Below are 13,028 nucleotides of genomic sequence, written 5' to 3' on the forward strand. Positions count from 1 at the left end.
ACTTTCTGGTATGCTGCAATACTAAAAATTATCCAGAGACAGTTAACCATCTTCGGTAGCAAAAAGCCTAAGAGCTGTTTGAATAAAGGCATCTGTTGCTTTGGATATATCTTTCATATCAAGCACTGCAATATTGATATCTCTGAACGTATCTGGTGTTAATTCACGAAAAACGACTTGGTCTGGCAGTGACCAAATATTTTTTTTAGTTGTAATGGTTATTCCTAAACCTTCTTGTATCATACTTAATCCTGTCTCTATATACTCCATTTCAAACCGAACGTGAGGAGTTACGTTATACTTTTTAAATAAATCATGAACTTGTACCTCATAACCCCCTTTCCCCAATAGTATATCTTCACCTTGTAAGTCGGGAATACTTATTATTTCTTTCTGATATAAAGGATGGCTTGAATGCATCAGTACAATCAGTTGATCTTTCATTAAATGTACGGTATCAAAATCTTTATCAGGAGGAATAATAATGCCCACATCAATGTATTTAGAACGTAACCACTCTTTAACTTGATCTACACTCCCTTCTGAAAGTTTGATTTCTAGGCCTGGATATTGATTCTCCATTGCACGTATGATTTTAGGAATAAATCTAGTACAAGCAGTTCGGTAAGCTCCTATATGTATCTTCCCAATCTCTAACCCTTGTTCAGCTGCAACTAATTCATCTACTTTTTGTAATTCACTTAGAACCTTCCTGAAAATAACTAATATACGTTCTCCTATATCTGTGAAAAATAAGCCATTTTTCTTATCTCTTTCAATTAACTTTGTTCCTAGTTGCGATTCAATTGTAGCTACGGCTCGACTTACAGCCGGCTGTGTCATATGTAATTCCTCACCGGCTTTTGTAAAACTTCCTGTTTCAGAAATTTGGACAATTAGTTGAATTTGCGATCTATTCATAGCGTTTTTGTTATCTCCTGTATGATTAATATGCATTTCATTTATATTGGAACTTAATGTACCATAAAAGAAAATAGAACTTCAAGATATAATCCGAGACAATAAGTGAGGCTAATCATACTCATTAAGGTGATGATCATCATAACCTTATCATTTTGGGTTTGAATTTTATAGGAGGATTAACGTGAAAAATATTTTAATCATTAACGCACATGAGTACCATGAGATGGCCAAAGGCCAATTAAACCAGACATTAGTAGAAAGAATGGTAGACAAGCTAAGCCCACTTTATCATGTTAAAACCACAATTGTTGCAAATCACTATGATGTAAAAGAAGAACAGGAAAAATTCAAATGGGCTGATTTTGTGATTATTCAAACACCAGTTTATTGGTATCACTATCCTGCTGCATTTAAGAAGTACATGGATACTGTATATGAGCACGGAATTTTTTATAGAGGGACAGATATTTATGGTGAAGGAGGTTTATTAGAAGGACGTCATTACATGCTTTCTGTTACTTGGGGTGCAGGTGAATGGGTGTTCGATAATCCGATAGAGCAGCCTTTCTTTGAGGGGAAGGAAGTAGACGAGGTCCTAGTTGCAATGCACAAAGCACAGCAATTCATAGGGATGAAACCATTAAAAACACTCTCAAATCATTCGGCGCTCAAGCCTGACATGGAGAAAGTATTTGAAAAGACGGATCAGCATTTAGAAGAGATATTTTCTTTATCTTAAAATGACAGAAATCCGTATTTGAGATGTATGCTTCACCATTCACCCGAAAAAATTCCTAGTTTTTGACCAATGACTTCAATCTTAAAAAGGAGAGAAGGATGATGAGTACTAGTGAAAAAAGAAGAGCGGGATTTTGTTCGCAATGCGTTTCAAAATGTGGAGTGATATCCGTTACACAAAATGATCAGTTAGTAAAGGTGCTCCCGGATAAAAATCATCCGAATGGGGGAATCTGTCCAAAAGGAGCAGCAGCACCTCAAATCGTCAATCATCCTGATCGCATCGTTTTTCCTTTAAAGAGAACTAACCCAAAGGGGCAAGATCCACTATGGGAGAAAATCACATGGGAAGAAGCCATCCAAACCATTGCAAGTAAACTAAAACAGATTCGTTCTGAAACAGGGGCAGAAACAGTTTCTTACACTTTTCCAACAGTTGGTGCAAGCGGAAGTTTTAGCTGGGGGCCATATTTACAGCGCTTGATGAATCTATACGGCACCCCCAACTATATTTCTCATACCAATGTCTGCCAGTGGACAAGGGACGAGGGATCAAAATACACATATGGTGTTGGATTGCCTCAACCCGACTTTGAACGTGCTAGCTTGATATTGATATGGGGGCACAATCCAGCAGATACGAATCTTCAGACTTGGAAAAGGCTCATGGCAGCTAGAAAAAGAGGCAGTAAACTAGTAGTCATCGATCCACGCCGAACAACGACAGCTGCCGCAGCAGATTTATGGATTTCTCCGAATCATGGAACTGATATCGCTTTAATATTAGGGTGTCTTCAATTTTTGATTGAGAACCATTCGTATGATGAGCAATTTCTTCTCCAATGGACCAATGCCCCTTTCTTAGTGGATAAGCGAACAGGAAAATTCCTTCGACCAGCACATCATCAGCCATATGAATTTTTAGTTCTTGATCAAAAACAGAAGCCATTTAAAATCGATACTCGGGCAGATCCTGAGACATGGTCAGAACATATTTTACTTTCAGGCGAATACGAAAATGAGGACGTATCTTCAGAAACCGTTTTTTCTCAATTATTGAAACAAGTATCTTCATTTAGAATGGAACATGTGGAAAAAATAACGGGTATTCCAGCTGAGAAATTAACGGAACTTGGGGAATTATTAAGCCAAGAAAATCCGATAACCTATTATTCATGGAATGGATTAGAACAGCATGTAAATAGTTCATCTACCAATCGAGCATTATGTATCCTTTATAGTCTGACCGGTTGTTTTGATAAGCAAGGGGGGAATATTATCCTCCCGTCTTTACCAGTAAACTTAATAAAAGGTCAAGATTTACTGCCAACTTCACAAGAGCAGAAGCGTTTAGGATTAGATCAGAGACCTTTAGGTGCTCCCAAAATATCTGCTTCAGGGTATGATTTTGTTCATGCTGTATTAAACGAATCTCCGTATTATATGAGAGGCTTGTTAAGTTTTGGGGGTAATATGGTCACTCAAAACCCTGGAACCAAGAATATGATAGAAGCCTTGAAAAAATTAGAATTTCATGTACACGTTGACATGTTTCATAGTCCAATGACGAAGTTTGCAGACATTGTATTACCAGCTGCACATGCATGGGAGTCCCCAAGTTTGTTGGCAGGCTTTGAAGGGAATTTACAAACGGATCAACATATTCAATACAAACCTGCAATGTCAAAGGCTCCTGGGGAAGCTCGTCCTGATCTACAAATAATCATGGAAATAGCGGTTGAAATGGGTTATCAAGAAGAGTTTTGGAATGGAAATATTGAGAAAGCGTTTAATGACTATCTTAAACCAGTGAATGTCACATTAGACCAACTTCGATCTCACCCTGAAGGTCTGTCTGTGCCCTTAAAAATAAAATATTGTAAATATAGAGAAAAAATGAATGAAAGAGTCAAAGGTTTTTCTACTCCGACAAGAAAGCTGGAGATTTATTCCGAGTTTTTGTTAGAGCATGGATATGCTCCACTGCCTCAATTTGAAAAACCATTAACTGTTCCGCAATATCAGAATCAATCGAATGATTTTCCGTTAGTTCTTTCTTCTTTTAAATTAAAAAGTTTTTGTCATAGCCAGCATCGTAATATTGCTAGACTAAGAAAACTGCATCCCGATCCTTTTGCTGAAATCCATCCCCAAACAGCTCAAATGTATAGGCTAAATGAAGGTGAATGGATTTATTTAGCCTCTCCTTTCGGCAGGATGAAGGCAGTCGCTCGACTGACAGAAAGTATACCCGTGGGGACAATATATACTCAAGCGGGCTGGTGGGATGAGTGTGATGAACTTGAATTAGCTGGATTTGATCCATTTTCAGTAGAAGGTGCAAATGTCAATCAATTAATAGGTACCGATGAGATTGACCCCATATCAGGTTCCGAACCATTAAAATCTTATCGATGCCAGATTTATAAGATAGGATAGATCCTTTGCCCTAATTAAAGCAAAAAAGCTGATGACTCCCAGCGGTGGAGGCTTCAGCTTTTTGCTTTTATACTAAAAATGTCATATCAATTTGTTTATGTGTTGCATGATTAATATGCATTTTATTTATGTTGTGGCTTCATGTACCATTAAATAGGATTACACATCAAGAAAAGTATCGGAGGTAACAAATTTGATCAGTCGTCATATATTATTTCTATTTGCACTTATATTAGCTGCATTTAATCTTAGGCCTGGTATAACTTCAGTTAGTCCAGTTTTGCACGGAATATCAAATGAATTAGGCATGAGTTCTGCTTCAGCTAGTCTACTTACATCTATTCCTTTATTATGTTTTGGCTTTTGCTCGTTATTCGCTGGTCGTTTAGCAAATCGCTATCAATCAGAGAAAACCATCACATTTTTTATCGCTTTTATAGGTATTGTAACGCTTTCGCGTGTCTTTACAAATTCGTCTATCTATCTATTGATAACGGCTTTATTCATTGGTGCGGGAATTGGGATTGTAAGTCCTTTGCTCTCTGGTTTCATCAAAAGTTACTTTCCGGAGAAGGCAGCCTCCATGATAGGCGTATATTCTACTTCAATGGTAGTTGGAGCATCCATTTCTATTGGGCTGACGACACCACTTCAACACTGGCTCAATAATTCATGGAAAAACGGATTAGCGTTCTGGAGTATTCTTGCTCTAATGGCTGTTCCACTTTGGCTTATGGTCATTAAACATTCTCATACACATACAGCATCACAAAAGAGAAGTGCCTCCTTGCCATTAAAAAATAAAAAGGCGTGGTTATTAACCTCTTTTGTAGGGCTTGTCACTCTTATGTTTTATTGTTTTGCAGCTTGGCTACCAGCCATCGTAGAGGAAAAAGGATGGACGTCAGCATTTGGTGGTCTTGTAGGTACAATAGCTATGATTGCACAATTGCCAGCTACTCTTTTATTGCCTAGTCTCTTGAAGAAGCTGCCAAGTAGAAGACTTTGGATTTTAGTCTTTACCCTTAGTGTAATGACTGGATTATCTCTTTTATGTTTTACAAACGTGACACCTATTGTTTCAAGTATATGTCTAGGGATTGGCAGTGGCGGTCTTGTCTCACTCACTTTATTATTACCGATAGATAAGGCATCGTCCCCTATGGAAGCAAGTACTTGGTCAGCAATGACTCAAGCAATTGGATACATGATTGGTGCAACGGGCCCGTTTATCATCGGTTTTCTCCATGATTTTCTAGGCAGTTTCGTTCCAACATTATATCTTCTTATACTTTTAGGTTTCATTGTTATGTTATTGGGATGGAAAATCACTAAGTCAGCTCATGCTAATGAAGAGGGGTTATCTGTGAAATAAATCTATTCTTATAACTGTAAGGTTAGCTAGTACTCATTTGAAGTATTTATTCAGGAAAGGGGGTGATAATGATGGAGAATAACTCGAAGTTACAGCAGGCGACAAAAATATATAAAGCACTCGGTGAACCAACCCGATTAAAAATTGCTCGTTTGCTTGCTAATGAAGCAAATTTATGTTGTTCAGATATAGGAATAAAACTTGAATCAATTGCTGGATCAACTTTATCCCATCACTTAAAACAATTAACTGATTGCGGGCTAATGAGTACTTATAAAGAAGGCACATATATATACTACAGCCTAGACCGTGAGTTGATTGGAAAGTATGCTCCATATGTGATGGAGTAATTTTTCTTATTTCTATACTTAAGGAAATATAGAAATAAGAGGTATGATTTTTCTTGTCCGGATTATGGCTAAATTACTCGATAGGTATCCTCATCTAAATTTTGAGTAGATCCATTACTAGTACTTTATATAAAAAAGCTAAAGCGAACCATCTATCTTTATCATAAGTGCGTTAAATTCAAGGGTGTCACCTTTATAAAACATTTTTAAAGAAACTGTAAAGATCACTTTTTCTACATGCAAAAATCAGCTCTTTACAGCTAATTTTTCAAACGTTCGGTTAATTTATGAAATTAAATCTAAATTTCTAGAAATACCGAAATAAAACCAAAAGGAGAAAGATAATGAGAAAAAATATTGGAGCAAAATCTTACGTGTTACCACAACCAGTTTTTATTATTGCAGCGTATGACGAAAATGGAATTCCGAATGCCATGGCTTCTACATGGGGCGGTATTAGTAATGAAAATGAAATTTCAATCTGCATTAGTTCAGAACGAAAGACGTTAAAGAATATTATGCTGCATGGTGCATTTACCGTAAGCATGTCAGATGCGTCTTTTCTTGAGGCATGTGATTATCTTGGAAATGAAACTGGAAATGAGGTTCCAGATAAATTTGCAAGAGCTGGATTTCATGCAGTTAAGGCGGACTTTGTTGATGCACCACTGATTGAGGAACTTCCATTTGCGTTAGAGTGTAAAGTGAAAAGTTATAATGAAAAAGAATGGCGCATGATTGCTGAAATCGTGAACATCAGTGTTGAGGAGGATATACTAGATGAGAAAGGTAAAATCAATCTGGATAAATTCAGCCCACTTGTATTTGATAGGGGAAGTAGGAATTACCATAAAATAGGAGAAAAAGCAGGGGATGCTTTTGAGGATGGACTGTATCTTAAGAACAAGTAAAAATCTGCAAAAAAGTGGCTTTTCTCTACCGAGGAAGGCGCCCATAGCTTTTACTTATCTTGTTTGAGAGTTACATTTTCAACTACCACTGCTTTTTCAGAACCTGTAACTGAATTGGAACTTGTTCCTGTCTACATTGTAAAAGCCAGTATAACAACGGCTGTCAAAGCAAGTTCTCCAAAAGTATAAGAAGCGTAACACTTTAAGCTCTTTACAGTTAATTTTTCAAGCGCTCGGTTAATTTATGAAAATAAATCTGTATTTCTAGAAATATCGAAATATAAAACAAATAGGTGTGAATTATTTTGTCAAATATGTGGAAAATTTATTTATTAGCTGCCATTAGTTTTCTTAATGGTACATCAGAATATGTTATTGCGGGAATCTTAGACAAAATTGCTGAGGCTAATCACATTTCAGTTTCATCTGCAGGACAGTTAATCACTGTGTTTTCAGTAGCTTTTGGTGCAGGGACACCCTTTCTAATTGCTATGTTTGCTCGAATGGACCGAAAAAAACTTCTTGTCTATGCTTTAACCGTTTTCTCTGTCATTAATATTCTTATTGCGATAATAACAGGGTATGAAATGCTAATGTCAGCTAGAATAATCTCTGCCCTTAGTGCTGGTGTTATGCAAGTCACAGTTCTAACCCTTGCTGCAGTTTTAGCAGCTCCAGGAAAGCAAGGAGGTGCGATTGCTACAGTTATTATGGGACAAAGTTCTGCTTTGGTTGCAGGTGTACCTATAGGAAGAGTTGTGGCTTCACATTATGATTGGAATGTCATATTCATTGGAATTGGGGCAGTAGGATTACTTTTCTCTGTCTTAACTTTGTTTGCTATACCAAAAACAGTTGCTGAAAAACCCGTACCTTTACGTGAGCAGTTTAAATTTTTTATGAGACCACGTATCGCAGCATACTTGCTTATAACTTTTCTATGGTTAGGTGCATATTCCGTTGTATTTACGTATATTTCACCATATTTCCTAGATATATTCGGCATGAGCAATCATGGGGTAACGACAGCACTCTTTATTTTTGGGATTGCTAGTGCTATTGGAGCTCAATTAGGAGGCTTTAGTACAGATAAGTGGGGGGCATTTCGTACATTAACTGGAGGAATGTTACTCCATGCTATTGCACTATTGCTCTTCCCGTTTATCGGTCAGTTTGCTTTTCTTTTCTATGTATTACTTATTTTCTGGGCGCTTGCAGCTTGGTCTTCCGGCTCGCCAATACAATTTCAGTTAATAAGCCTTGCCCCTGCTGCGGCAAGCATTGTGCTTAGTTTGCACAGTGCTTTGGGACAACTTGGAATGGCAGGTGGAGCTGGTATCGGCGGTATTGCTGTCAAAAATGGTTTGTTGAATTATCTTCCTTGGATTGGGGCTTTTACTCTTGCTATTGCTGTCGGAGTCACAGTTCTTGACAAGGTTCTATCTAAACGAAAAACAGTTTAAAGAAACTCAGAGCACTCTTTTTATAAAATAAAAAGTGGTTTCATTCAACCTCAACATGATGATGTCCAAACCGTCGCATCAAGAAGGAGCTCTGGAGGATAATTGGTTAAAAAACGATAAAGTGGATTAAAGTGTAAGACTCCTTATGGTATTCTAGTAAAAGAATACGCCATAAAAGGAGTCTTTTTTATATGAAAATATTAGATGCTCCATCTTTACTGTCAGCTGTCGAACAAAGGTCAAAAGTCTATCAGGAGCTTCGAGACGAAATGCAGCATGTGAAAAAAGCATTAAAAAGTGTGTCGGGATTAGGTAATGAATTTACTGGAAAAGGTGCAGACAATATCAAAGCCTTTTATGAGGATCTTGCGCTTTACACAGACACTTATCTTGACTTTATCGATATGCAAAAAGCGTTTTTAGATGGGGTAAAAGGAAAGCTTGATGATGAATCGTTAGGCGGGAGTACATTTATTGATGAGCATTTCTTAGACGCTCAACTGAAACAAGGGATTCAGAATAATAAAGATATGGTCAAGGAACAAAAAGAAGCCCTATCCACTATTTTTGATGACATCAGTGATCTCATAGAACTGAATGTATTTTCAAGTAAAGAGGTCAATGAACATTTAGATGATGCGAACAAAAAAAGAAAAGAGGCAATTGATGCTTTACATAAAATAGACCATGAGCTAAAAACAGAATACGCAAAATCAGAAGCGATTGAAAAACACCTCTCAACTTTTTATGCAAAAATGATGGCTGCTACAGGAAAAGGGAAAAATGCGCAGCCAATGTATTACGATGCAAAAGCATTTCATGAGACAGATGTGTACAAGAATCATGATAAAATCGATGCACAGGTGAAAGCATATTTAAAGGTGAAAAAAGAAGAAAAAGAGAAACGAAGAATCAAAGAATTGAAAGAAAAACTCAACGATCCTTCGTGTATATCAGAAGAGAAATACTTTGAGATTGTAGACGAAATTGGATATGAAAATCTTTCTTACGATCAAAAAATGTATTACAGCCAGCTTCTCCAGATCAAAGCGCAGGAAGAAGCATCAGAGGGGTTCGTTGATGTTGTAAAAGGAGCAGCAGTTGGTCTGTATGATGTGGCCAAAGATACAGTAGTTGGCATCTACGATCTTGTGACAGATCCTGGAGGTGCCGTTGAATCGGTCGTAACGGCTGTTTCTCATCCAATTGAAACGTCGAAAGCGATTGGAAAGTCGATTTCAGACTCATTCCAAAAAGAAGTTATCGATGGTGATGCATATTCTCGATCACACTGGTTTGCCTATGCGACCGGTTCTCTAGCAGAAATCGTCTTTGGTTCTAAAGGGGCAGGTGCCATAACAAAAACGGGAACAACAGCAGCCAAAACGACGGTGAAGAAAGGCCTTGAGCAAGGAGCAAAATCATTAGACAGAGTTTCTATTCCGAATCTATTGCCATACTCACCAAAATTTCAAATGGCTGGCGGCCCGAAGCTGCCGTATAACGTGTTTGACGGAGAAAATCTCAAAAATAAACTCCTCTCTATGGCGAAGCGTCTAGACAACAATTCAGGATACGGCATCTCTAAGACAGGCAGACGCTTACCAGCACCAAAATCACCACCAACCGTTGTCAGTTACGGAGATCACTATGTGAGATGGAAACGTAAAAAAGTGTTAAAACCAAATGTTGTTTATTCAACAAAGCAAGGCTACACCTACACAACCGACCACTACGGACGTATTGTCAAAGTCGAAGCAAGTGATTTAAAATACGGAGAGGTTAAAAGAAACCAATATGCCCAATCCAATTCAGGGAAGCCGGATCGATTAATGGATGATGATGGAGGTCATTTGATAGCGTCTATTTTTAAAGGTTCCGGGGATATTGATAACCTTGTTCCGATGAGTTCACAGATTAATCGTAGTGGTGGGAAATGGTATCAGTTGGAGCAGGAATGGTTGGCAGCCTTGAGGAAAGATCCACCTCAGACAGTATCAGTTTCCATAGAAAGCATTAGATATGAAGGAGATTCTATGCGACCAACTTTATTTAAAATTAAGTATAAAATTGGAGCTAGGAGAGTTAAAAAGGTATCGATTGAAAATAAGCCAGGAGGTTAATTCAATGGAAATGGAACCATCGAATGAAGTTTATCAAGAAATTTTGAATACAATAAATGAAATAATACCTGTTGATTGGGAGAATGTTTTGCTATATGCGGAAATTCTGGATGACTCTCGTGAAGTTTATTTTTTCTTTAATACAAACAAACAACAAGAATATATTTATTCTCATGATATTCCTGATATATTTGAGGTCAGTGAAAATATATATGATGACTTATTAATTAATTTACAGGATTCTTTTAAGAAACTCAGAGATGAATTTAAAATTAATGAGCAAAAAACTTGGACAAATTTAACGCTGAAAATCAAGAATAGGAATCGATTTACCATTGATTTTAATTATGATGATGTATTGAACTCTCATTACAATACCTATCAACGAATGGCTATTTGGGAATATGAAAATTTGGGATATCTCCCTGAAGATGAGGAAGATAAAGAAGCCGTATTAAATTATATAAAAAATAAAGACGATAACTAACGCACAATACCCTCCAATTTAAGGAGGGTATTTCTCATATATGTTTCATAAAATCTCATTTCCATTATCTAAACCGATAAACCGTCACTTCACAATCACCCAGCACCTCTTCAATCATCTCTTCCACAATCGTCCAATCGCCGCCTGCTAATCCGCAGCCGATCCCGTATGGAATGGCGATGGACGTTTGGTTTTTCTCTTCAGGTGATTGTGTCACTGTATCCTTTAGGTGTTGAAAGCAGCTGCGTAAGGCATCGTAGTCTGTTTGCTTTCTTGTTCTTCCGTATCCAGCTTGGGCAAATAAGTTGGCAATTGTTTTTCCGTCTTTTGTTGTGATGAGTTGAACGGAGCTTAACAAGTCATCTCCTTGTTCTGTACATAACTGTTTATAATCTTTGTACACATTCGGATATTTGCTTTTGATCTGTTTTGCTAATCCAGCGCCCATGACTCCTTTACAGTTCACCTGGTGACAGATGATGTCTTCGCTTGCCTCTAAAATGTTGCCATCCACCGTTTTGATCATATGATGTAACCCCTTTTTGATAAAATGCAAACCTATGTTCTATTATAACAGTTTTGTTCCTGTGATTTAATAGCTTTTGATGAGTTTTTAGTTAGTACACGATGTTCAGGTGACAGCAAAGTGACAAACATGTCATATGATTCCATAGTTTGTTCGTTCGATCGATGGAGGCAGACATCTCATTTCAATTATCTTTATCATAAATCAAGTAAAAAGGGATGAAATGAGATGCAGGGACTTAATGAAGATTTATTTAGGCGGGTGAATCAGTTCAGTATCGATCATGGTTACTTGAATCCGATATTTATTGGACTAGCTGAATATACAGTGCTGCTGGCAGCGCTCATGTGTCTGTTCGTATGGTTTCAAAATCGCAGCAGGTACAATAGGGCGATGGTCGTATCTGCCGGAGTGACCTTCATATTGGCAGAGTTACTTGGGAAAATCGCAGGGCTCCTTTATTTCAATCAGCAGCCCTTTGCAGAAATGAGCCACGTCAATCTTTTGATTCAAAAGGAAGTGAATAACTCGTTTCCAAGTGATCATACCATCTTTATTTTTTCGATTTGCGTGATCTTTTGGCTGTTTCACAAACGCCATATTTATTGGCTGATCATTGCGTGTGCTGTTGGTTTTTCAAGGATTTGGGTAGGTGTTCATTATCCATTAGATGTCTTGGCAGGAGCTGCTATAGCGTGTTTAACAGCCGCCGCCGTTGTATATGTGCCGCTATGCCAAAAGAGCGTAGATGCCCTCTTGTCATGCTATGAATGGCTTGAACAAAAATTGGTAGGGAAGAGAACAAAATAACATTGTTGCAGCAAAATACCCCGATCTGTTAACGCTGAGATCGGGGTACTGTTTATTTTCGCCAAAACGTTGAACAATCCGCTTTGTCTTCAATATTAAATTCGATGATTTTTTTTAGGAGAGGATAATCAACTGGCAAGCTTTCTTTCATGCGAAACAGATTTTTCCCATGATCGTACCCAGCTTGTACAATGTCAGCTGAAAATTGATTAATTCCTTTAGCTTCTGGTGCGACAGAAATGTGATGTTTTGCCACGCTAAACCCAATAATAAATGTGCCGTGATCTGTGAACATGGGCTGATTCCAAGCAATTCTTGGCTCTAATTGAGGGAATGTGTCTTCTACCCATTGTAAGATGTCTTGAGTGCGCTGCTTCAGCTCTGGGTTACCGATTTTGCTGATATATTCTTCAAACACATGCATGATATTTTATCCTCCCAATCCATCTACCTCATAAGCCTCAGACGGGATTCGAACCCGCACTCCTTTCGTAAGCATAGGCTAGGGGCAACACGCTTCCCTACGGAATTTCACCGACAGGAATTTCACCTGTCTCAGCTCATGTGCTTTTCGGTGCTTCTGAAACCCTTGCCTTGCGACCCGCCAGCTACAATTTGTTTTACGGCGCTCTTCCCTTCTAGAGCTACTGAGGCGTGTAAGTGATTGATCATATTATATAAAGAAATTGGATAAATGAAAAGCTGCTATGAACCATCATAAGATTAGAAAACCTCGACATTGGGCTTTTTTCATTTCATCTCGAGATGTTTATTTTAAAAAAAGGCGGAATTTTTTCGCAAATATCGTTGACTAGGAGAAAGAAACGCACTTTCAATGGAAACGGTTGTTGAAGATTCAAGTGATTCATATTAAAATGATGT

General features: G+C 37.8%; 12 protein-coding genes. 9 read left to right on the top strand and 3 right to left on the bottom strand.

The features are described 5' to 3' along the window. Positions 1 to 42: 42 nt before the first annotated feature. Positions 43 to 921, bottom strand: coding sequence for a LysR family transcriptional regulator (locus AAYR28_RS08565; RefSeq protein ID WP_024427049.1), 879 nt, complete (start codon positions 919 to 921; stop codon positions 43 to 45). A gap of 184 nt (positions 922 to 1,105) precedes the next feature. Here AAYR28_RS08565 and AAYR28_RS08570 point away from each other — a divergent pair, with 184 nt between their 5' ends. The 8 genes from AAYR28_RS08570 (at position 1,106) to AAYR28_RS08605 (ending at position 10,810) form a co-directional block, all read left to right on the top strand. Further along, positions 1,106 to 1,663, top strand: a complete 558-nt coding sequence (locus AAYR28_RS08570) for an NAD(P)H-dependent oxidoreductase (RefSeq protein WP_024427050.1) — start codon at positions 1,106 to 1,108, stop codon at positions 1,661 to 1,663. Positions 1,664 to 1,764: 101 nt separating this feature from the next. After that, positions 1,765 to 4,101, top strand: coding sequence for a molybdopterin-containing oxidoreductase family protein (locus tag AAYR28_RS08575; protein ID WP_024427051.1), 2,337 nt, complete (start codon positions 1,765 to 1,767; stop codon positions 4,099 to 4,101). 193 nt (positions 4,102 to 4,294) lie between these two features. Next, positions 4,295 to 5,476 carry a CynX/NimT family MFS transporter gene (locus AAYR28_RS08580; RefSeq protein ID WP_051149976.1) on the top strand — a complete coding sequence of 394 codons (1,182 nt, stop codon included), beginning with the start codon at positions 4,295 to 4,297 and terminating at the stop codon, positions 5,474 to 5,476. A gap of 71 nt (positions 5,477 to 5,547) precedes the next feature. Continuing rightward, complete coding sequence (locus tag AAYR28_RS08585) at positions 5,548 to 5,826, top strand: ArsR/SmtB family transcription factor (RefSeq protein WP_369877178.1); 279 nt, start codon at positions 5,548 to 5,550, stop codon at positions 5,824 to 5,826. A gap of 344 nt (positions 5,827 to 6,170) precedes the next feature. After that, entirely contained in the window at positions 6,171 to 6,737 is a 567-nt protein-coding gene (locus AAYR28_RS08590) for a flavin reductase family protein (RefSeq protein ID WP_024427054.1), read from the top strand. Positions 6,738 to 7,051: 314 nt separating this feature from the next. Further along, positions 7,052 to 8,200 (top strand): MFS transporter, encoded by a 1,149-nt coding sequence (locus tag AAYR28_RS08595; protein WP_051149977.1) that lies wholly within the window; start codon positions 7,052 to 7,054, stop codon positions 8,198 to 8,200. A gap of 191 nt (positions 8,201 to 8,391) precedes the next feature. Further along, positions 8,392 to 10,323, top strand: coding sequence for a T7SS effector LXG polymorphic toxin (locus tag AAYR28_RS08600; protein ID WP_061109899.1), 1,932 nt, complete (start codon positions 8,392 to 8,394; stop codon positions 10,321 to 10,323). 4 nt (positions 10,324 to 10,327) lie between these two features. Next, positions 10,328 to 10,810: an antitoxin YezG family protein gene (locus tag AAYR28_RS08605; RefSeq protein WP_024427057.1), complete on the top strand. Its 483-nt coding sequence runs from the start codon at positions 10,328 to 10,330 to the stop codon at positions 10,808 to 10,810. Positions 10,811 to 10,874: 64 nt separating this feature from the next. On the opposite strand, the gene AAYR28_RS08610 is transcribed toward AAYR28_RS08605, so the two are convergent. Then, positions 10,875 to 11,336: a macro domain-containing protein gene (locus AAYR28_RS08610; RefSeq protein WP_046311173.1), complete on the bottom strand. Its 462-nt coding sequence runs from the start codon at positions 11,334 to 11,336 to the stop codon at positions 10,875 to 10,877. A gap of 228 nt (positions 11,337 to 11,564) precedes the next feature. Here AAYR28_RS08610 and AAYR28_RS08615 point away from each other — a divergent pair, with 228 nt between their 5' ends. Beyond that, entirely contained in the window at positions 11,565 to 12,146 is a 582-nt protein-coding gene (locus AAYR28_RS08615; protein ID WP_120206974.1) for an undecaprenyl-diphosphatase, read from the top strand. A 52-nt stretch (positions 12,147 to 12,198) separates the two neighbouring features. Here the strand turns inward: AAYR28_RS08615 and AAYR28_RS08620 are convergent, their stop codons facing one another. Continuing rightward, complete coding sequence (locus tag AAYR28_RS08620) at positions 12,199 to 12,570, bottom strand: iron chaperone (protein ID WP_046311177.1); 372 nt, start codon at positions 12,568 to 12,570, stop codon at positions 12,199 to 12,201. Positions 12,571 to 13,028 lie beyond the last annotated feature (458 nt).

Source organism: Bacillus safensis, from assembly GCF_039619585.1.
Taxonomy (GTDB): domain Bacteria; phylum Bacillota; class Bacilli; order Bacillales; family Bacillaceae; genus Bacillus; species Bacillus safensis.